The sequence below is a fragment of the Paractinoplanes toevensis genome, from assembly GCF_018332695.1.
GTDB lineage: Bacteria > Actinomycetota > Actinomycetes > Mycobacteriales > Micromonosporaceae > Actinoplanes > Actinoplanes toevensis.
In genome coordinates this window covers 85,707-106,084 of sequence record NZ_BOQN01000019.1, presented here as the reverse complement: position 1 = coordinate 106,084, position 20,378 = coordinate 85,707, and the positions used below count along the sequence as shown (strand labels likewise).

General features: G+C 70.2%; 18 protein-coding genes. 3 read left to right on the top strand and 15 right to left on the bottom strand.

Features of this window, described 5'->3' with window-relative positions; all coding sequences use genetic code 11:
• A partial coding sequence (locus Ato02nite_RS08080; RefSeq protein ID WP_213005773.1) for a M4 family metallopeptidase occupies nt 1-600 on the top strand: 600 nt, incomplete at its 5' end.
• Between the two features lie 45 nt (nt 601-645).
• Here the strand turns inward: Ato02nite_RS08080 and Ato02nite_RS08075 are convergent.
• Complete coding sequence (locus tag Ato02nite_RS08075) at nt 646-1,056, bottom strand: universal stress protein (RefSeq protein WP_213005772.1); 411 nt, start codon at nt 1,054-1,056, stop codon at nt 646-648.
• A gap of 48 nt (nt 1,057-1,104) precedes the next feature.
• Here Ato02nite_RS08075 and Ato02nite_RS08070 point away from each other — a divergent pair, with 48 nt between their 5' ends.
• Nucleotides 1,105-2,487: an APC family permease gene (locus Ato02nite_RS08070; protein WP_213005771.1), complete on the top strand. Its 1,383-nt coding sequence runs from the start codon at nt 1,105-1,107 to the stop codon at nt 2,485-2,487.
• Between the two features lie 245 nt (nt 2,488-2,732).
• A complete protein-coding gene (locus tag Ato02nite_RS51410) occupies nt 2,733-4,904 on the top strand; it encodes a DUF6055 domain-containing protein (protein ID WP_246606275.1) in 2,172 nt (723 codons plus the stop codon).
• Between the two features lie 599 nt (nt 4,905-5,503).
• On the opposite strand, the gene Ato02nite_RS08060 is transcribed toward Ato02nite_RS51410, so the two are convergent.
• The 14 genes from Ato02nite_RS08060 to Ato02nite_RS07995 all read right to left on the bottom strand — a co-directional run bounded on the left by Ato02nite_RS08060 (nt 5,504) and on the right by Ato02nite_RS07995 (nt 20,376).
• Complete coding sequence (locus Ato02nite_RS08060) at nt 5,504-5,848, bottom strand: immunity 53 family protein (protein ID WP_213005770.1); 345 nt, start codon at nt 5,846-5,848, stop codon at nt 5,504-5,506.
• A 16-nt stretch (nt 5,849-5,864) separates the two neighbouring features.
• A complete protein-coding gene (locus Ato02nite_RS08055) occupies nt 5,865-8,789 on the bottom strand; it encodes an MGH1-like glycoside hydrolase domain-containing protein (RefSeq protein ID WP_246606274.1) in 2,925 nt (974 codons plus the stop codon).
• A gap of 55 nt (nt 8,790-8,844) precedes the next feature.
• Complete coding sequence (locus Ato02nite_RS08050) at nt 8,845-9,201, bottom strand: hypothetical protein (protein ID WP_213005769.1); 357 nt, start codon at nt 9,199-9,201, stop codon at nt 8,845-8,847.
• Nucleotides 9,155-9,472 carry a hypothetical protein gene (locus Ato02nite_RS08045; protein WP_213005768.1) on the bottom strand — a complete coding sequence of 106 codons (318 nt, stop codon included), beginning with the start codon at nt 9,470-9,472 and terminating at the stop codon, nt 9,155-9,157. The genes Ato02nite_RS08050 and Ato02nite_RS08045 overlap by 47 nt, the downstream gene beginning before the upstream one ends.
• Complete coding sequence (locus Ato02nite_RS08040) at nt 9,469-9,861, bottom strand: DUF3500 domain-containing protein (RefSeq protein ID WP_213005767.1); 393 nt, start codon at nt 9,859-9,861, stop codon at nt 9,469-9,471. The genes Ato02nite_RS08045 and Ato02nite_RS08040 overlap by 4 nt, the downstream gene beginning before the upstream one ends.
• A gap of 90 nt (nt 9,862-9,951) precedes the next feature.
• Nucleotides 9,952-11,130: an acyl-CoA dehydrogenase family protein gene (locus tag Ato02nite_RS08035; RefSeq protein WP_213005766.1), complete on the bottom strand. Its 1,179-nt coding sequence runs from the start codon at nt 11,128-11,130 to the stop codon at nt 9,952-9,954.
• The gene (locus tag Ato02nite_RS08030; RefSeq protein WP_213005765.1) at nt 11,127-12,716 is read right to left on the bottom strand and encodes a rhodanese-like domain-containing protein; all 1,590 of its coding nucleotides are present in this window, start codon (nt 12,714-12,716) and stop codon (nt 11,127-11,129) included. Before Ato02nite_RS08030 ends, Ato02nite_RS08035 begins: the two co-directional genes overlap by 4 nt.
• On the bottom strand, nt 12,713-13,690 hold the full coding sequence (locus Ato02nite_RS08025) for an aldo/keto reductase (protein WP_246606271.1): 978 nt from the start codon (nt 13,688-13,690) through the stop codon (nt 12,713-12,715). Before Ato02nite_RS08025 ends, Ato02nite_RS08030 begins: the two co-directional genes overlap by 4 nt.
• Nucleotides 13,687-14,997 (bottom strand): LLM class flavin-dependent oxidoreductase, encoded by a 1,311-nt coding sequence (locus Ato02nite_RS08020; RefSeq protein ID WP_213005764.1) that lies wholly within the window; start codon nt 14,995-14,997, stop codon nt 13,687-13,689. The genes Ato02nite_RS08025 and Ato02nite_RS08020 overlap by 4 nt, the downstream gene beginning before the upstream one ends.
• Nucleotides 14,994-16,262, bottom strand: a complete 1,269-nt coding sequence (locus Ato02nite_RS08015; protein WP_213005763.1) for an NtaA/DmoA family FMN-dependent monooxygenase — start codon at nt 16,260-16,262, stop codon at nt 14,994-14,996. The genes Ato02nite_RS08020 and Ato02nite_RS08015 overlap by 4 nt, the downstream gene beginning before the upstream one ends.
• The gene (locus tag Ato02nite_RS08010; RefSeq protein WP_213005762.1) at nt 16,259-17,284 is read right to left on the bottom strand and encodes an ABC transporter substrate-binding protein; all 1,026 of its coding nucleotides are present in this window, start codon (nt 17,282-17,284) and stop codon (nt 16,259-16,261) included. The genes Ato02nite_RS08015 and Ato02nite_RS08010 overlap by 4 nt, the downstream gene beginning before the upstream one ends.
• The gene (locus Ato02nite_RS08005) at nt 17,281-17,985 is read right to left on the bottom strand and encodes an ABC transporter ATP-binding protein (RefSeq protein WP_213005761.1); all 705 of its coding nucleotides are present in this window, start codon (nt 17,983-17,985) and stop codon (nt 17,281-17,283) included. Before Ato02nite_RS08005 ends, Ato02nite_RS08010 begins: the two co-directional genes overlap by 4 nt.
• Complete coding sequence (locus tag Ato02nite_RS08000) at nt 17,969-18,826, bottom strand: ABC transporter permease (protein WP_213005760.1); 858 nt, start codon at nt 18,824-18,826, stop codon at nt 17,969-17,971. Before Ato02nite_RS08000 ends, Ato02nite_RS08005 begins: the two co-directional genes overlap by 17 nt.
• On the bottom strand, nt 18,823-20,376 hold the full coding sequence (locus Ato02nite_RS07995; protein WP_213005759.1) for a rhodanese-like domain-containing protein: 1,554 nt from the start codon (nt 20,374-20,376) through the stop codon (nt 18,823-18,825). Before Ato02nite_RS07995 ends, Ato02nite_RS08000 begins: the two co-directional genes overlap by 4 nt.
• Between the last annotated feature and the right edge of the window lie 2 nt (nt 20,377-20,378).

The following is a 20,378-nucleotide window of genomic DNA, read 5'->3' as shown; positions in this document are numbered from 1 at the left end:
AACACCGCCGGTCAGTGGATCGCGTCGGCCGACGTCGTGGGCCACGAGCTGGGCCACGGCATCGACGACTACACCCCGGGCGGCATCTCGGCCAAGGGCACCCAGGAGTTCGTGGCCGACACGTTCGGCGCGGCGACCGAGTGGTACATCAACAGCCCGGCCGACGCCCCCGACTACCTCGTGGGTGAAGAGGTCAACCTGGTCGGCTCCGGCCCGATCCGCAACATGTACAACCCGTCGGCGCTGGGCGACTCGAACTGCTACTCGTCGAGCACGCCCAACGGCGAGGTGCACGCGGCGGCCGGTCCGGGTAACCACTGGTTCTACCTGCTGGCGCAGGGCACCGGCGGCAACGGCCAGCCGGCCTCGACGACCTGCAACAGCACCGCGATCACCGGTCTCGGCATCCAGAAGGCCATCAAGATCATGTACAACGCGATGCTGCTGAAGACCTCGGCGTCGTCCTACCTGAAGTACCGGGTGTGGACGCTGCAGGCGGCGAAGACTCTCTTCCCCGGCAGCTGCACCGAGTTCAACACCGTCAAGGCCGCGTGGACCGCGGTGAGCGTGCCGGCCCAGTCCGGCGAGCCCACCTGCTGATCGCCGTTTCGATCGGAGGGGCCGGCGCGAGATGCGCCGGCCCTTTCAGCGTGGGTGGGTCACCACCAGCACCGGGCGGGACGAAAGCTTGAGCAGGTCGATCGGGACGCTGCCGAGCAGGCGTTCGGCCACCGCGGGCCGGCTGCTCGACCCGACCACGATCAGATCGGCCTGCTGCTGCTCGGCGAAGTCGATGATGGCCGGCACCGGGCGGCCCGGGACCACCGCGGTCTCGGCCAGGATGGACGCCGCCGCGAGGTACTGCGCCATCCGGTCGGCCGCTTCGCGGGCCTTTCCGGAAAACACCGATCGGGGTACGGCTGCCAGGCGCTCCAGCTCGACCTCGTCGGCCGCGACCACCGTCACGGTCGCTCCGGTCTGCTTGACCAGACTGCTCACCGCGTCGGCCACCCACGGCTGATCGGCTTCCGGTTTCGCGGCGACGACGATATGCATGTGACGCAGTATTACCGTCCGACTGCGATCCGTCGATACGCTCTCCGCATGGCCGACACCGGAACACTCAGCGAACCGACCCTCAAGCGGGTCATGGGACCGGGCCTTCTGCTGCTTTTCGTGGTCGGCGACATCCTCGGCACCGGCGTCTACGCGCTGACCGGGCGGGTCGCCAGCGAGGTGGGCGGTGCGGTGTGGCTGCCGTTCCTGATCGCGTTCGTGGTCGCGCTGCTCACCGCGTTCAGCTATCTGGAGCTGGTCACCAAATATCCGCGGGCGGCCGGTGCGGCGCTCTACACGCACAAGGCGTTCGGCATCCACTTCCTGACGTTCATCGTCACGTTCGCGGTGATGTGCTCCGGGCTGACCTCGGCGTCCAGCGCGTCCAAGGCGTTCGCCAGCAACTTCGCCGAGGCGTTCGACCTGACCCTCGGCGACGGCTTCGCGCTGACCGCGGTCGCGCTCGGCTTCATGACCCTGGTCGCCCTGATCAACTTCCGCGGGGTCGGCGAGAGCGTCAAGCTCAACGTGCTGCTGACCTGTGTGGAGCTCTCCGGCCTGCTGATCGTGATCGGCATCGGCGCGTGGGCGCTCGGCGGCGGCAACGGCGACCTGTCCCGGCTCACCGACTTCACCGCGGCCGAGGGCGAGAGCGCGTTCTTCTCGGTCACGGCGGCGACCGCGCTCGCCTTCTTCGCCATGGTCGGCTTCGAGGACTCGGTCAACATGGCCGAGGAGACCAAGGACCCGGTGCGGATCTTCCCCAAGGTCATGCTCACCGGCCTGTGCATCACCGGCGTCATCTACATCCTCGTGTCGATCTCGTCGGTGGCCCTGGTCGCACCGGCCGACCTGGGGGAGGGCGACGCTCCGCTGCTCAAGGTGGTCGAGGCGGGCGCGGCCGGTTTCCCGTTGTGGATCTTCGCGTTCATCACCATGTTCGCGGTCGCCAACTCGGCGCTGATCAACATGCTGATGGCCAGCCGGCTGCTCTACGGCATGGCCAACGAACGGGTGCTGCCCAAGGTCCTGGGGCGGGTGCATCGCACTCGGCGTACGCCATGGGTCGGAATTCTCTTCACCACGGCGATCGCTTTCGGGCTGATCTGGTTCGCCGACCTGACCGCGCTGGGCGGGACGACGTCGCTGCTGCTGCTCTGCGTCTTCACCGTGGTCAACATCGCGGTGCTGGTGCTGCGGCGCGACCCGGTCGATCACGAGCACTTCAAGGCGCCCACGGCGATCCCGGTGCTCGGCGCGGTGGCCTGCGCCTACCTGGCCAGCCCGCTGTCCGGGCGCGCCGCCGACGACTACCGGGTGGCCGGGGTGCTGCTGGTCATCGGCGTGATCCTCTGGCTGATCACCTACCTCTACAACCGGAACGTCCGGCACGAGGACACCACGATCGACCCGGCCAACCTGAAGGAGTAACCACGCTGAGTCGGCGACCTGCTCACCTGCGAGGAGTCCCGCCTGGCATCGACGACCATGACTTGACGGCGGCGGTGCGGGCGGCCGATGATGGCTCGGTCCACGCGGCCGTGTGGTGGCTTTGCCGGCCGATCGTGGGTGGTTCACGACTTTGTGGGGAGTCGATGATGTGACCCCACCCTCGTTCGCACTCCTCCGGCAGTGGCCTCGCGCGGCGGCGCACCCACCTCCGAAGGACATCTCACATGCGTCGCCTCCTGGCGGTTCTCGCGGTCCTCGCACTCGGCCTGGTCGCCGGGCCGACCCTCGCGAAGACCGCATTCGCCGCCACCAAAACCGTCTACATCCCCGCGTCCTGGCAGAGGACCGGCGAGGTGCCGTGGAGCACCGATCGCAGCAAGGAATCGGCCAACTTCATCCTCCTCTGGGGCGAGAAGTCCGGCACGAACCCGTCGAGCGCTCCGTCGCCCTACAAGTTCGACCCGGACAACATCCTGTCCCAGCTGGAGTCGCTGTACTCGTACTACGTGAACACGATGAAGTTCACCACCGAGACCGGCGCCCTGGCCCAGTACAAGATCGACGTGATCGTCACCCAGACCTGGAACCGCACCGAACTCGACGCCTGGGCCACCGGCGGCAGCGCGGACGGCAAGGTCGGCGTCATCAACATCGCGCCCGCGGCCGCGCTGCCCGGATCGTGGGGACTCGCCCACGAGCTGGGCCACGTCTTCCAGAACCTGACCTTCCTCGGCCGATCCGGGTACGGCTTCACCGACGCGTCGGCCGGCACGTTCTGGGAGTCCAGCGCCGAATACATGGCGATGCAGGTCTATCCGGACGGCGGGGCCGGCGACCTGACCCGGTTCCTGCGCACCGAGAATCTGGCGTACTCGTCGAGCCGGCACCACTACGGCGCCTGGATGCTGATCCAGTACCTGGTCGATCGCTCCGGCGGCATCTCGATCTTCAACCGGCTCTGGAACGAGGCGCGGAACACCGAGCATCCGCTGGAGACCTACCGGCGGCTCATGGGCCTTTCGCAAGATCAGCTGAACGCTGATCTGGCGGGCTACGCCCAACACCAGGTGACGTACGACTACAGCAACAAGGCCCACTTCCAGCCGTTCATCAATTCGGTGTACGGGGCGGGCTTCATCAACGCCTACAACGGGGTGCCCGTGGACGCGGTCAACCAGGCCGCCGGCCACTACGCGATCCCCGACGCGCTGGCCCCGTCCGACTACGGCTACAACAAGATCAAACTGGTGCCGTCGTCGTCCGGTGCCCTCGTCCGCGTGCACTTCAAGGGGCACGTGAACAGCGCGGCCGGCTCCGGCTGGAGCTACGGTTTCGTCGCGGTGAAGAACGGCACCCCGCGCTACGGCACGGTGTCGACGGCCGCCGACGGGCAGATCTCCTTCCAGCTCCAGACCGGCGAGACCGAGGTCTATCTGGTCGTGCTGGGCGCGCCGTCGTCGGTGCACCACTACGGATTCCTCGACGGGTACACCAAGAACTACCGATACCCGTACGAGTTCACGGTGTCCGGCGCGGTGCCGTCCGGCTACGAGCCCGGCTACACGAAGCCGGCCGCGACCGGCGGCGGCCACTGGCACACCAACGGCGGCGGCTGGGTGTCCAACAGCGCCACGGTCGCGTCCACCGCCTACGTGGGCCCGCGAGCAGCCGTCTACGGCAACAGCACGGTCTCCGGCAACGCCCGCATCGAGGGTCTGGCCTGGGTGAACTCCGGCGCCACGATCAGCGGAAACGCGGTCGTGAAGGACAACGCGCTGGTCCAGGGCGGCGCGAACCTGTCCGGCTCGATCGTGGTGGGCGGCGATGCCGAACTGGCGTCGGCCTGCAGCGCCGGCACCTACCTGCTGTTCAACCCGGACCGGGGCTGCGACGGCCGAACCGGCGAGACCGACATCAACCCCGGTTACTCCCGCTTCACCGACGCGGAACTGGCCATAACCGACGGCGGCACCACCACGCCGACCCCGACCCCCACCGCCACGTCCTCCCCGACCTCTTCCCCGACCTCTTCGCCGACGTCTTCCCCGACCGCTTCCCCGACCTCTTCGCCCACCTCGACCACGACGGCTTCGCCGGCCGTCGGGGCGTGCTCGGCGCGGCTGGCGATAGTGGGCAGTTGGAGCGGCGGTTTCCAGGGCGAGATCACGGTGGCGGCCGGCGCGGCCGGCACGAAGTCGTGGACGGTCGGCTGGCAGCTGGCCTCGGGCCAGCAGATCACCCAGTCGTGGAGCGCCAACGTGACCACCTCCGGCACCGCGGCCACCGCCACGAACGCCGGCTGGAACGGCGCGCTGGCGGCCGGCGCGACGACAACGTTCGGCTTCCTGGCCAGCGGCACCGCCAGCACCCCAACCCTCAACTGCTCCGCCACCTGATACCAACGGCCTGGCCGACCGGACCCTCGCCGGCGGTCGTGACACAGTCGCGACCGACCTGCACGACTCGGGCCGCCGAAGCGATCCGGCGGCCCAGTCGTCAGCACCCTTCCAGGTCGGCGATGACCTGGCCGATGTAGCACAGGGCGTCCTCCGGCCGCCGCGCATCCCTTACGACCGGCGCACCCTGGAAGGCCGCCTTCGCCGGCCGAGCCCCGTCCTCTGAGCACGCCAGTCCCGCCGGCTTCCACCTGCTGGAAGCCGCGTCCACCGGCTGGGCCAAGGCCCACGTCAACCTCCGATACCAGGCATATCGCCACGCCCGGAGCGCCCAGAACCCCACTCATGTCGACTTCCTGTTCAGACCGAGCAGCAGACCCTCAAGATCGCGGCCACTGCCTGACGGTCAGCGGGTGCGGACCCGTCACTCGGTCGAGGGCCGAGGAACCCGCGCCAGACGTAGGCCGAGGGGGGCGTCACCCGGTGACATCCTCCGCAGGAATGCGGAAGACGTCACGACCGTGCTGATCTTCGATATCGAAGTGCCCAGCCTGGGTGATCATCGTCGACCCAGCGCACCGCTACGACCCGGAGGTAGTTCACCGGGCTTCGTCCCGGTGCCGGCCGGTCACCCAAAGCCGGAACTGGTGGAGGGCTTCACCGAGGTTGAGCGGGCCGCAGGAAGCTTCGAACCGGTGATCGACGACGCGAGCGATGAGCCAGTCGTTCTGGCTACGGCGAACCTCGTGGGCGGGGAACGCCAAGCCGTCCATCGGGGTTTCCCGCAGGTCCAGCTTGAGGAACCACCCGGGGTTGTCGAGCGTCTCGATCGACACGCCGTACTCGTGCTCCCAGTCGCCGTCACACTGGGTGGCGTACCAGGCCTGGAGCCAGGTCAACGGGTCGGGCTCATAGTCGTAGAACTGCGTCTCCGTTCCGGCCACCCGATCATGATGCCGGTCAGCGGGTGCGGACCGTCACTCGGTCCAGGGCTATGGAGCCGGCGTCCAGGCGTAGGCCGACTGCGGGGGACCAGCCGGCGGGGACCACGGTGCCGGTCGGGGCGGTGTGGATCAGGGTCCACTGGGCGTCGTGTTCCAGCCAGGTGGTCAGCTTGCCGGCTCGGGACACTACCGCGAAGCGGTCGCCCGGGGTCCAGCGGACCGCGGCGCAGCAGCCGCCGGTCGCGTCGGGGTAGGCGGTTCCGTTCACCCGCACGTCGGCGCCGGAGCTGGCGAAGTGGTTGTTGTACCAGGCCAGGGCGTTGCTGCTGTCGCCGGCGGAGAGGCCCAGGAAGAGGCTGTCCTCAGGCGACGAACCGGCGAACCGGGACGGCTCGACGATGATCGCGGTGCCGGCGGGTGCGGCGGTGACGGGTGCGGCCAGGACGGCGAACGCCCGGGCGTCGGCGGCGGCCGTCAGCAGGCCGGTGCCGGCGGTCAGGCGGGGTGACGGCTCGGCCGCCGGGTGGTCGACGCGGTAGGCGGCCAGGCGGTCGGTGGTGAAGTCGTCGTCCCAGGCGATCGTCGGGTAGTCGGCCGGGTCGAACTGGTAGCGGGTCGGCAACAGGGCGCTGTTGACGCCGGTGCTCGACCGGGTGATCGCGCGGATCGGCAGGCCGGCCGCGGGGTCGGCGCCGGCCGGCACGGTGACCTGCCAGGTGGTCGTGGCGGCCGGGCCGAACCGCCGGGTGGCCACGGCGCGGGCCGTCCAGCCGCGCGGCAGCTCGAGGCTGGTCCGGACGTCCGCCGCGACCGGGGCCGTCACCCGGGTGTGGACGGTGACCGTTCGTCCGGCGTCGATCGGCAGCGAGGACTCGGTGAAGGCGACCGACACCCCCGGGTCGGGCCGGCGGATCAGTTGCAGGGCGGTCAGGCCGGTGGCGCCACCGTCGGTGCGGGACGCCACGACTCGCAGGCGGTCCGTGGTTATCGGTGGGCTGATCAGGATGCGGTTGATGCGGCGGGCGGCGGGGGCGGTGGGGGTGCGGGTCTGGCCGGGTATGTCGCGCCAGGTGCCGGCCGTGTCCTGGTACTGCAGGGCGTAGGAATCGGGGACGCGCACTCCGCCGCCGTCGTCGTAGAAGTCGAGGCGTACGTCGTCCACCACGGTCGCGGCGCCCAGGTCCACGGCCAGCCAGTCGGTGCGGTTCGGGGAGCCGTAGGTGGTCCACCGGGTGGACGGGATGTCCAGGTGGAAGTCCTGGCCGTCAATGGCGTTGGTGGCGGTGTCGCCGTGCCAGGTGTAGGAGGCGTTCGCGGCCGGGTAGCCGGTCTCGCTGACGTTCGCGGCGTCGTCGATCACCTCGGGCTGTGCGGGAACGACCGCGGCGGGGACGGCCAGGGTCACGTCGCCCAGCGTCGCGCGCTGCAACCGCTGTACGCCGTCGATCCACACCCGCAGGCCGGCGCCCCGGCCGTACGTGGTGCCGTCGCGGTCCCACACCACCGAGAGGTTGTGGCCGTGGTAGGCCACGTTCTCCACGGCGAAGTGCGACCAGCTCGCGGGCACCAGCGGGGCGATCCGGACCGTGTCGTCCGGCTGCGGGCGGATGCCGAGCAGGCCGGACAGGACCAGGTCGGTGTAGGTGGAGTGGTTGTAGTCCTCGCTGTGGCCGGCGCCGTCGTAGATCCAGCGGTCCTCGTCGGGGTGGTGCGCCTCGGCGACGTACGGCACGCCGTTCTTGCGCTGCGTCGCGGCGTAGTTGTGCAGCAGGGTGACGTAGTCGCCGACGCCGATGGTGGACTGCGCCGGGTAGTCGAGGAGCTGGTTGGCCAGTGCCGTGAGGGTCTGGCTGGTGGCGAACGGCCAGCTCGGGCCGTCCCACCGGCAGCAGCCGGCCAGGGCGTCGTGCATGAACCACGGACTGCGCCGCTCGGTGGTCGTCGGGCCGTAGGCCGCGGCAAAACCCTGCGGGTCTTTCAGTTGCGCCCAGGCGGCCGAGTTCTGCGCCGGTGCCATGTGGAAATACCACGGGAGGTAGCCGATGAGCTCGCGGTCGGCGATGCGCTGGCCCTCTTTGGTCACATGCTTGTAGAACGATGCCGACCGGTCCCACAGAACGGTTTCCGAGGCCTTCTGCAGCTGTGCGGCCTCGGTGTCGTATCGGGTGGCGGCCGCGTTGTCGCCGGCCCGGCGGGACAGCAGGGCCAGGGCGCGGGCATCGCCGTACTGGTAGGCGTTGATGGTGGGGCGGAAGCCGTCGCCGCCGTGGTAGGGGTCGTCGCTCTGGTACGAACCGGCGGTGAACTCCATCGCGTCCCAGACCGGCGTCTGCCAGTACAGGCCGCGGGCGGTGTCGAAGTTGGTGGCCTTCCACCCCTCGTACTGCCGGGACAGGGCCGGCAGGCGGTCGGTCAGGAAGCGCCAGTCCCCGGTCACCGAGGCGCGGGCCACCGCGGCGTCGACGGCCCAGAACGAGTACTGGTGGGCCCAGTCGGTGGCGTTGTCGTTCAGCGCGTCGGTGGCCGGCTTCGGCCCGGCACCCGAACCGGTGAGCCAGTAGTCGAGGTAGTCGTCGAGGTAGCGGCGGTCGCGCAGCCAGCGGCCCTCGTAGAGGTGGTGACCGGCCGCGGCGTCGATGCCACCGGACGGCGCCGAATAGCCCACCGGTCCGAGGAACTCCGAGACGATCCACCCGTCCTGAGGTCCGGTGTACTTGAGCGCCTCCTTGAAGGTGCGCCACCGGTAGTAGTACGTGTCCCGGATGGTGGTGTCGGGCACGTCGACGAACGGGATGTTGGCCTCGTACCACTCCGGTTCGGGCACCGACCCGAGCAGGGCGGCGTGGTCCAGGATCGCCGTGGTGGGGCCGACCGGGGGGTAGACCGGAACGGCCGCCATCACCGCAGTAATCGCAAGAATTCCCACCTGAGCAAACGCCATCGCACGCCTCCGCGATCGGGTATGCACAGATCCAAACAGGAGGGATCGACGGCGGTCAACCGATTGCCCGGCTGTTCCTCCTTCTCAGCCCGATCGCGCTCGCCAGGCCGGCGGCCAGCAGGACGGCCACCCCGGCCGGCCGGAAGAAATCGGCGGACCGAGGGCCGAGGTCGACGGTCAGATCGGGGACTGACATCGAACGGCGCTCGATCCCGATCACTCCGACCTGGGTCTCGGTGCCGTCGTCCCGTGCGGACACCAGCACGGTGTGGGTGACGACCTGGTGCACCACGGCGTCGTACCCGAGTCGGAAGTGCCGGACGTTGCCGCCGGGCGGCGGCGTCAGCGAGGCCGCGACGATCAGTTCACGGTACGGGCCGGTGCCGGTCTGCTCGGCGCCGGCCAGCGACACCGAGCCGATCTCGAACCGCCACGGCGTACCGGTCAGGGTGCGCGGACGGAAAATGCGCGAGCAGATAGGCGCGTACGGCGGTGGGTGAGGCCGGATCGGCGCCGCCGGCCAGGGTGAAGTCCTCGGCCGGCAGCTGGAGTGAGGCGGTGATCGACCGGTCGTGCACGTCGAGCGTGACGACCGTGTGGGGCATGGGATGCGCGACGGCCGGTGCCGCCGGCAGCAACGCTGCCAGCAGCCCGGCCGCCGCCACGACCAACGGGCGGATCATGAGAAGGTGAACTCACCGCCGTTGTCGCGGGTGTGGTCGCGGTACACCGTGTGGTAGTGGATCTGGTTCTGCAGGACGACACCGTTCTGGCAGACGAACTCCACCCACACGCTGGGACCGTCGATGCGTACGTAGTCGGACTCGTAGGTGCTCATCAGCGACGTGGCCGTGGCGTCGTCGGCGTTCGCCACCCACCGCTTGATCGCCGCGAGGACCAGCTTCTCGGCGGTGCTGAGGCCGGTGGTCATGGCCGGCATGGCCGCCTTCATGTCCTGCAGCGGTTGGTGCGTGGTCCCGCTCGATTCCCAGCTGGTCGGTTCGACGCCGACGAAGAACGGCGACGCGCCCTCGACCGCACCGGTCGCCAGGAAGGACGACGACGGATGCACCGGCCCGGAGCAGGAGGTGCCAGCGCCGGGCCGACAGGTTGCGTGTCACATGATCAACATTAGGGGTCAAAAAGGAACATTCGGGCAGTTTTAGAAGAAACCACCATTTGGTAGGGGTGTACCGCTGATCTCGTACGCTCCGATCGCCTTGGCCTTGTAGGTTCGCGGGTTGTGCGAGGCCAGCGTGCGGATGTTGCGCCAGTGCCGGTCCAGGTGGTTGATCTGCCGGACAGCGGTGCCACCGCCCACGTCGAACAGTTCGGACGCGGCCCGCAGCGCCTGCTCGTCGACGACCACTTTGGCCTTGGCCGCCCGCAGCGAGGCCCGCAGAGCAAGAGAAGCCTCGTCCGGCCCGCCTCGCGACTCGGTGGCCTGCTGCAGCGCCGCCGCGGCCGCGAGCACGGCCGCCTCGGCCACGAACGCCTGGCTGGCCAGATAGCCGACGGTCTGCTGCAGGATCGGGTCGTCGACCGGCTGGTCGGCGGCCGCGTGATAGAACGTGCGCTGCTTGGCGCGCACCAGCTCGGTGGCGTCGGTGGCCACCCGCCGCAGGATGCCCGCGATGATCGCGGTCAGGTAGAGCTGCGGGAAGGTGGCGAGGTAGGGCACGTCGCCGTACCAGGTGCCGGGCTTGACGAAGTCGTCGGCGTGGACCGGCGTGTTCTCGAAGCGGGTGGTGCCGCTGCCGGTGAACCGCTGGCCGATGCCGTCCCAGTCCCGTTCCACCACCACACCGGGCCGGTCGACCGGCACGATGATCCGGGCCGGTTCGCCGTCCGGACCCTGCGCGGCCACCACCAGCAGGTCGGCGTAGAGGTTGCCGGTGCTGTAGAACTTCGTCCCGCTCAGCCGCAACCCGTCGCCGGTCGCGGTCACCACGGTCTCGAAGCCCGGCTCGCGCAGCCCGGCCTTCTTGCGGCTCAGCTCGGTGGCGGCCAGCCCGAACAGCCGGCCTTCGCGCACCAGGGACAGCCAGCGTTCGTCCTCGGTGCGCGGCCGGCGCAGCAGCGTCTCCACGAACTGGTAGTGGTTGCGCAGGCTGTGCGCGACGTTCGGGTCGGCCTCGGCCAGGTCGATCACGCTGGCGAACAGGTCGGTCAGCGAGGCGCCGCCACCCCCGTCCTCGACCGGCAGCCGCAGCGCGCCGATCCGGGCCCGCTTGAGCAGTTCGAACTCGGCGAACGGCGGCCGCGACTCCTGGTCGCGCTCGACCACCCCGGCGCCGACCTCGGCGATCAGATGCCGTAGGTCGATCAGTGTGCCGGTCATGCGGGCACCTCCTCGAATTGGCGGAACGACACCAGACCGTCCCGGTCGAGCTGGTCGATGATGCGATCGCCCCAGGCCACGTACTCGGCGAACGCGGCCTTGCGGGCGTCGAGATCGGGCGTCGGCGGCAGGGCGTCGGTGTCGGTGAGCGGCTTCTGATCCGTACCCGTCGCGGTCGACAGCCCGGCCGCCGACCAGGCGGCGACCCCGCCGGCCAGCGCGAGTGCGCCCGGGATCTCGCTCGCCGCGAGGCGGGCGAGCCGGCCGTCGGCCGAAACCAGGACCACCGACCCTTCGCGTACGGCGTCGGAGAGCAGACCGGGGTCGCGCAACAGCGTCGACCGTCGCGTGACGAGTGAACCCGGAATGTGGTGGCGGGTCTCGAAGTAGGCGGCCGGCGGCTGCAGGTCGACAACGGTGACCGGTTCGCCGGCGGCGAGCTTCGCGCTCAGCTCGGCGACGGTCAGAACGCCGGCCCCGGGCTCGGCGCTGTCCTCGGCGGCGGCCACCTTGCCGCCGACCGGCTCGGCGCTCTCCTCGCCGGCCGTTCGGGCCGAGGCCGGAGCCGGGTGGACGGCCACCGAGTCCAGGCCGAGTTGGCGCAGCCAGGACGCGGTGATCGAGGAGCGCACCAGGTCCGGCGTGTCCACCAGGATGATCCGGGCCGGGCGGACGCCGATGTAGAGGTCGGTCGCCTGGACGAGCTGACCGCCCGGCGCCGACACGGAACCGGGCAGGTGTCCCGCGGCGTACTCGTCGGGGGTGCGGATGTCGAAGAGATAGGTCGTCCGCGCCGGGTCGTCCGGGGGCAGTTCGCCGAGGACGGCGATGCCGAAGCGCTCCCGGATCCGGCCGGCGGCCTGCCCGGAACGGTCCAGGGCGTCGGGGGAGGGCGCGTCCAGCAGTTCGGCCGCCCCCGCCACCGGTTCGAAGCCGGCGAACAGCCACGCCGAGGTGCCGTTCTCCAGCGAGACCACCGGATTCGGGACGCCGGCGTTGATCAGCGCCTGCGCACCGATGATGGCCCGGGTGCGGCCGGCGCAGTTGACCACGATCTGGGTGGCCGGCGACGGGATCTGGTCGAAGACCCGGTAGAGCAGCTCGGCGCCGGGGGCGGGCCGGCCGCCCGGGATGGCGATGTGCCGGTATTCGGGCAGCGGGCGGGTGTCCAGCACGATCAGGTCCTCGCCCGCGTCCTGCTTTCGCTTCAGCTCCTCGACCGTGATCCGCGGGGTCTGGTAGCGGCGTTCGACGAACTCGCCGAGGGCCTTGCTGAGCGAGTTGAGCCCGGTGATCAGCTCGAAGCCGGCGTCGGCCCAGGCCCGCACGCCGCCGTCGAGCACCCGCACATCGGTGTAGCCGAGCGCGGCGAGCCGGTCGGCGCCGTCGCCGACGATCACGACCCGGGTGCTCCGGCGCGGCACCCGGGTGCCGATCTCCAGCTCGAGCGAGCTGTCCGGGACGGGCACGGCGACCGAGATGTGCCCCTCGGCGTACGCGTCGCCCTCGCGGGTGTCCACGACGGCGATCTCGCCGCCGTCGGTGAGCGCGGCCCGCAGCTCACCCGGCGTGATTCCCCGGCTCATGCCGTCACCCCGGCCGGCAGCGGCGCCTCGACGCCGATGTTCTGCGGGCGCAGGGCCCGTTCCCCGGCGACCCGCGGTGCGATGGCCTCCAGCCGTCCGAGGTGTTCCGGGCTCAGCGAGACATCCCGCGCCCTCACGTTGGAACGCAGGTAGGCGGGGTGCCGGGTGCCGGGGATCGGCACCACGTCGTCGCCGCGGGAGAGCACCCAGGCCAGCGCCACCTGGCCGGGCTCGGCGCCGACCGTGGCGGCGATCTCGGCCACCTCGTCGGCCAGCCGCCGGTTGGTCGCGAAGACCTCCTCGGCGAACCGGGGATGGGCGAGCCGGCGCCCGGACAGGTCGGCGCGGCTGCGCACCCCGCCGGTGAGCCAGCCCCGGCCGAGCGGCGAGTACGGCACGATCCCGATGCCGAGTTCCCGGGCGATCGGCAGCGTCGACTCCTCGATCTGCCGGCTGAACAGCGACCACTCGTTCTGGATCGCGGTGATCGGGTGGACCGCGTGGGCCCGGCGCAGGGTCTGCGGTCCCGGCTCGGACAGCCCGATGTGCCGGATCTTCCCCGCCGCGACCAACTCCGCAAGCGCCCCGACGGTGTCCTCGATCGGCACGGCCGGGTCGACGCGGTGCTGGTAGTAAAGGTCGATGTGGTCGGTGCCGAGCCGGCGCAGCGACGCCTCGACCGCCGAGCGGATGTAGGCGGGGCTGCTGTCGAGGCCGGTCCGGTCCAGGGTGTTGCCGAACTTGGTGGCGATGACGAGGTTGTCCCGGCGGCCGCGGATCGCGCGGCCGAGCAGGATCTCGCTGTGTTCCGGCCCGTACACGTCGGCGGTGTCGAAGAACGTGATACCGAGGTCGATCGCCTCGTCGACCACCGCGGTGGCCTGCTTCTCCTCGTCGGCGTCGGGCGGGTTGACGAAGCTCATGAAGCCGAGGCCGATGGTGGAGACCTCGAGGTCGCCGAGTTTGCGGGTCACGGTGTCTCCTCGAAACGACTGCGGGGACGGGGAAGGCCGAGATGGTCGCGCAGGGTGCGGCCGGTGTACTCGCGGCGGAAGATGCCGCGCCGGCGCAGCAGCGGGACGACGTGGTCGACGAACAGCTCCAGGCCGGTCGGGAACAGGTCGAAGTTGAGGTTGAAGCCGTCGGCGGCCCGGGTGCGGAACCAGTGCTCGATCGAGTCGGCGATCTGTTCCGGTGCGCCGACGATCTGCCGGTGCGCGCCGCCGTTGGACAGCAGCAGTTCCCGCACGGTGTAGCCGCGTTCGCGGGACAGCCTGACGGTGGCCTCGAAGAAGCCGCGCGAGCCCCGGATCTCGGTGACGTCGCTCAGCTTGTCGTAGGGCAGTTCCTCGTCCAGCTTCAGATCGGATGGATCGAGGCCCAGCTGGTCGGCCAGGCGCGGTAGTTCCCGGTCGAAGTCGAACAGCGCGTCGAACGTCGCCTTGCGCTCCCGGGCCGCGGACTCCGTCGAGCCGACGATCGGCCACAGGCCCGGCAGGATCACCAGATGGTCGGGGTCGCGGCCGAACGCGGCGGCCCGGGCGCGCATGTCGGTGTAGAACTCCCGCGCCGCCGCGTGCGTGGTCTGCGCCGTGAAGATCAGGTCACCGACCCGCGCCCCCAGCGACTTGCCGGCCTCCGACGAACCGGCCTGCACGAGCACCGGGCGGCCCTGCGGCGACCGCGGCACGAGCGACGGTCCGCGTACGGAAAAGTGGTGTCCTTTGTGGTCGATGGGGTGGATGCGGGCCGGGTCGGTGAACCGGTCGCCGGTGATGGCACCGTCCTCCCACGAGTCCCACAGGTCGAAGACGACGTCGACGAACTCCTCGGCGCGGGCGTACCGCGCGTCGTGGTCCGGTGCCTCGGCGAGCCCGAAGTTGGCCGCGGCCCGCGGCGAGTACGTCGTGACCACGTTCAGCGCGACGCGTCCCCGGCTCACGTGGTCGAGCGAGGCGAAGCGGCGGGCGAGGTTGAACGGGTCGTTGAAGGTGGTGGACGCCGTCCCGATCAGGCCGACCCGTGATGTTGCAGCGCCCAGCGTGGTGAGCAGGATCGTCGGTTCGAGCGCCTGGTACGGCTCGGTCGGCGGTTCCCGGTGCAGGGCCACGCCGTCGGAGAGGAAGACGGCGTCGAACGTGCCGCGCTCGGCCACCTCGGCGATCTTCCGGAAGAAGTCGACGTCGACGAAGGCGGCCGGGTCGTCGAGGAAGCGCCAGGCGGCCGGGTGCCGCCCGATGCTGGTGATGTTGACGTTGAGGTGCAGTTCGCGTTCGCTCATGCCCGCTCCAGGCCCAGGTGCTCGCGCAGGGTGGTGCCGGTGTACTCCGTGCGGAAGATGCCGCGCCGGCGCAGCTCGGGCACGACGTGGTCGACGAACGGTTCGAGGCCGGTGGGGAAGGAGTCGGCGTTGAGGTTGAAGCCGTCGGCCGCGCCGCCGAGGAACCATCGTTCGATGTCGTCGGCGATCTGTTCCGGGGTGCCGACGATCTGCCGGTGCGCCCCCGGGTTACGGGCGAGAATGCCGCGGACCGTCAGGTCTTCCGCGCGGGCCAGGGCGATCGTCGACTTGAAGAAACCGCGCGAAGATCCTCCGCTCGCGGATTCCAGCCGGTCGTAGGGGAGCGGCCGGTCGAGGTCGAGCGTCTCCGGCGGCAGGCCCAGCTTCGCCGCCAGCTTCGCTTTCTCGTCGTCCAGGTCGAGGAAGGAGTCGAGCAACTCCTTGCGGTCCCACGCCTCCTTCTCGGTGCTGCCGACGATCGGGAACAGTCCGGGCAGCACCAGGACCTCCCGCTTTCCGGCAGCGGTCTGCAACGAACGGGAGAAACTCCGCGATTCCTCGAACACCGTCTGCGCGGTGAAAACCGCGTCGGCGAAGCGGGCGGCGAGGTGGGTGCCGCCGTCACCGGCCTGGACCAGAACAGGCCGGCCCTGAGGCGTACGGGGTACGTTGAGCGGCCCGCGCACCGAGAACCGATCGCTCTCGTAGTTGATCGCGTGGACCCGCTCGGTGTCGGCGAAGACCCCGGTCTCCCGGTCGGCGACCAGCGCGCCGTCCTCCCACGAGTCCCAGAGCTGGACGAGAACGTCGACGAACTCCTCGGCGCGGGCATACCGTTCGTCGCGAGAGGGCAGTTCGCCGAGGCCGAAGTTCGCGGCGGTCGACGGGTTCTGGCTGGTCACGAAGTTCAGCGCGGCCCGGCCGTGGGTCACGTGGTCGAGGGTCGCCCAACGCCGCGCCACGTTGTAGGGGTCGTTGAACGTGGTCGAGATCGTGCCGATCAGGCCGATGTTCTCGACGGCCGCCCCGACGGCGGCCAGCAGCACCGACGGTTCCAGCGAGTTCCACGCGGCCCGCCCGTAGTTGTCGGGCAGGGCCGGCCCGTCGGCCAGGAACACCGCGTCGAACGTGCCGCGCTCGGCGATCCGGGCGATGTTCCGGTAGTACTCGATGTCGATGATGCCGCGCGGGTCGTCCTGGATCCGCCAGGCGGCCTCGTGCTTGCCGGCGTTCAGGATGTTGGTGTTGAGGTGGAGCTGCCTCATTGCGGGACCGCCGAGGCGTCGATCACCGGGTTGAAGACCGACGAGATGTCCCGCTCGTTCTTCACCCCGCCGGCCTTGAACGCGGCGTCGACGATCTCCTGCTGGGTCTTCTGGAACGCCGGGTCACCGATCTTGTAGAGGCGGCTCTTGGCCCCGTTCTCCCAGTTGATCTTCGAGAGCTCCGGGGTCTGCTTGAGTACGGTCTGGTAGACCTTCTCCACCGCGGCCTCGTTGTTCGGGTACCACTCGGAGTAGAACTTGCTGAACCGGCTGAAGAAGTCCTTGACCGCGGCCAGTCTCGCCTCGTCCTCGAGCACGTCGGGCCGGCTGATGAAGCCGGCGCCGCCGATCACGCCGAGGTCGGCGTTGGTGGCCAGGCGCACCGCCTCGCCCGAGTCGACGACCCGCTTGACGTTGGCGTAACCGGTGACGACCGCGTCGACCTGACCGGCCACGAACGACGCGGCGGCGGCCTGGTTGTCGGGCAGCTGCACCGGCTTGATGTCCTTGACGGTCAGCCCAGCGTTGGCGAGCACCTTCACGTACCCGGCGTAGATGTTGCCGCCGAAGTTGTAGGCGATCGACTTGCCGCGTAGTTCGGCCAGCGAGTTGATGTTCGCCGACTTGCGGACGAACAGCGACGGCGCCGGGTAGGGGGCGTCCTTGGCGGTGACCCCGGCGATCGTGTAGACCTTCGGCTTGCTCTTGGACCAGTCGTCGGCCGCGTTGGCCGCCTCGAACGCGGCGGTGTTCTCGCCGACCAGGCCGACGTCGGTGGCCTTGGAGTAGAGCGCCGAGATCTGCGCGGCCGGACCGGCGATGACCGGCGTCTCCAGCTTGTACGGCAGGTCCTTGAACAGGCCGGATGCTTCGAGCAGGGCGGGGTAGTCGGCGGTCTGGAAACCGAAGGTCAGGGTGACCTGGCCGGCCGCGTCGTCGTCGGCGGCCGACGCGGAGTCGCCGCAGGCCGACAGGGTGGCCCCGAGCAGCAGGGCGGACGTTATGAGGGCGATGCGTTTCACGACACTCCTAGGCGTTCGAGCAGGTGGGCGCGCAACTCCGGGAAACCGGGGTCGCTGCGCCGGCGGGGCTTTTCGAGGTCGACGGCGACGTCCACGTCGATCGAGCCGTCGGCGAGGATGAGGATTCGGTCGGCGAGCAGGATGGCCTCGTCGACGTCGTGGGTGACCAGCAGGACGGCCGGGTTGTGCCGCTGGATAAGCTCGGCGACCAGGTCGTGCATCTTGATCCGGGTCAGCGCGTCGAGCGCGGCGAACGGCTCGTCGAGCAGCAGCAACCCGGGCTCGGTGGCCAGGGCGCGGGCCAGCGCGACCCGCTGGGCCTCGCCGCCGGAGAGGGTGAGCGGCCAGGCGTCGCTCTTCGCGGCCAGGCCGACCTCGGTGAGCGCGGCGATCGCCTTCTTGCGGTCCCGCCGGGGGTTGCGACTGCCGAGTACGACGTTGCGCCAGACCCGCCGGGCCGGGATGAGCCGCGGTTCCTGGAAGACCACCGACCGCTGCCGTGGCACCGTGACCTGGCCGTCGTCGGCGGCGTCCAGGCCGGCCAGGATGCGCAGCAGGGTGGTCTTGCCGGTGCCGGACGGGCCCAGCAGGGCCACGAAATCGCCCTGCCTGAGCTGCAGGTCGACGCCGTCCAGGACGGCCCGGTCGAACACCCGCCGCACACCGCGGGCGTCGACGACGGTTTCAGCCGATGGCGACACGGGGCCTCCAGGGAAGGGCGAAGTGCTCGGCGAGGCGCATCAGCACGTCGACGACGATGCCGAGCAGCGCGTAGATGAGGATTCCGGCGATCACGATGTCCGGCCGCTGGTTCTGGTTCGCGTTGTTGACCAGGTAACCGATGCCCTCGCGGGCGTTGATCTGCTCGGCCAGCACCAGCGCCAGCAGTGAGACCCCGGCGGCGTAGCGCAGGCCGGTCAGGGCGGCGGGCAGGGCGGTCGGGAGGATGACCCGGGCGGCCAGCCGCCAACCCCGCAGGCCGAAGGTCTGGCCGGACTCGATCAGCTTCTTATCGACCCCGCGTACGCCGTGGTAGGTGTTCAGATACATCGGGAAGACGGTGGCCGCCGCGATCAGCACCAGTTTCGGCGTCTCGCCGATGCCGAACCAGGTGATGAACAGCGGGACCACGGCGATGAACGGGATCGTGCGCAGCATCTGCAGCGGCGCGTCGAAGATCTCCTCGCCGATCTTCCACAGTCCGGCGAAGAGCCCGAGCACCAGGCCGAGGCTGACGCCGATGGCCAGCCCGGTGCCGGCCCGCTTCAGCGAGATCGGCAGCGCGGCCTGGATGTCGCCGTTGGCCCACAGCTCCTGGTAAGCGGCGATGATCCGGCTGGGCGGCGGGAGGGTGAACTCGTCGGCCCAGCCCAGCACCGAGGAGAGCTGCCAGAGCACGATGAGCACGGCGGGCACGACGATCCGCAGGAACCGCCCGCGCCACGCGCTTCTCAGCCGGCCCTGCCGTCCGCGGACCGCGAGGCTCTCCAATGCTCGACCGGCCTCCTTGACCGGTGGCGGGGCCAGCTCGCTGGTCGTCACGGCCGGTCCTCGGCGAAGCTCCGGAACGGCACGGTGTCGTCGGCGTTCAGCTCCTCGACCAGGCCCAGCTCCCAGGACAGGTAGCGGCGGAAGCCGGCCTTGCGCAGCTCCGGGTCGGTCTCCCGCCAGCCGGACGCGACCACGTCGTCCGGCTCGTGCAGCCAGATCTCGTCGCCCTCCACCAGCGTTTCCGGCCGGCCCTCCAGCACCCGGACCGGGCGGTCGGTCAGTGCGGCCAGGTCCCGCGCCGCATAGCGGGCCAGCAGCCCGTCCTCGCTGACCAGCACGATCGGGCCGGTGCCCGGGAGATCGCCGGTCAGCCGGGCGCGGATCGCGAACGCGGCCCCCGGGATGTGCCCCTTGCGGTACTGGTGACTCGGCCGCAGGTCGATGACGGTGCCGGCGGCCTCCGTGGTCGTCGCGATGTCCGAAGGCACATCGAGGGCGGTGGTTGGGACCGGGCCGGTCTCCAACTCCTGGCCGTCGAGCGGGTTCGCCAGCACGAAGACCTCGCCCCAGCCGAACTGCTCGATCCACGACGCGGCCACGGTCGCGCGCACCTCGTCGTTGTCGACCAGCACGATCCGGGCGTGGTGGGTGGCGATGTAGCGGAACACCCAGGGCGCGACGTCCCAGCTCGGCGCGGAGGTGGTGCCGGGCAGGTGCCCCGCCGCGTACTCCTCCGGGGTGCGCACGTCGAGCACGTAGAGCGAGCGTTCGCCGGCTTCGTCGTGGAAGCGGCGCAGCGTGTCCTGGTCGACCGTCCGGATGCCGAACCGGGCGCGGAAGCGGTCGGCGGCGGCCCGGGCCGCGTCCAGCGCGGCGCCGGTCGGCAGCGGCGCCACCTCGTGCTTGCCGTGGTCGAGCGGGTGTCCTTCGAGGACCCACGACTGGGTGCCGCGCTCGAGCGAGACGACCCGGTTGGGCAGGCCCGCGTTGATCAGCAGTTGGGCGCCGAGGATGCTGCGGGTACGCCCGGCGCAGTTGACGACGACCAGCGAATCGGGTGACTTCACCACCTCGGCCGCGCGGTAGACCAGCTCGGCGCCCGGGACGGAGGTGCCGCCGGGCAGGCTGTGGTTCTCGAACTCGCCGATCGGGCGGCTGTCGAGCAGGACGATGTCCTCGCCGTTCTCGATCTTTGCGAGGTAGTCCGGGACGCTCAGGTGCGGGGTCGCGTAGACCTCCTCGATCCACTCGCCGAAGGCCTGGCCGATGACGTGGTCGCCGCCGGTCTGCACCTTGTAGCCGGCCGCGGCCCAGCCCTCGAGTCCACCGTCGAGCACCTCGACGTCGGTGTAGCCGAGGGTTTCCAGCCGGGCCGCGGCCCGGGCGGCCAGGTCCTCGTCGCCGCCGTCGTAGACGATGACCGGGGTATTGCGGCGGGGGATGAGCGCGTCGACCTTCAGCTCGAGCACGCTGAGCGGGATCGGGACACCGAGCAGGATCGAGCCCTGTTCCGCCGTGACCCGCGCCTCGCGGACGTCCACCAGCGCGTACTCATCGGCTTTTTCAATGATTTTGTGCAGTTCAACGGCGTTGATCGGCATTT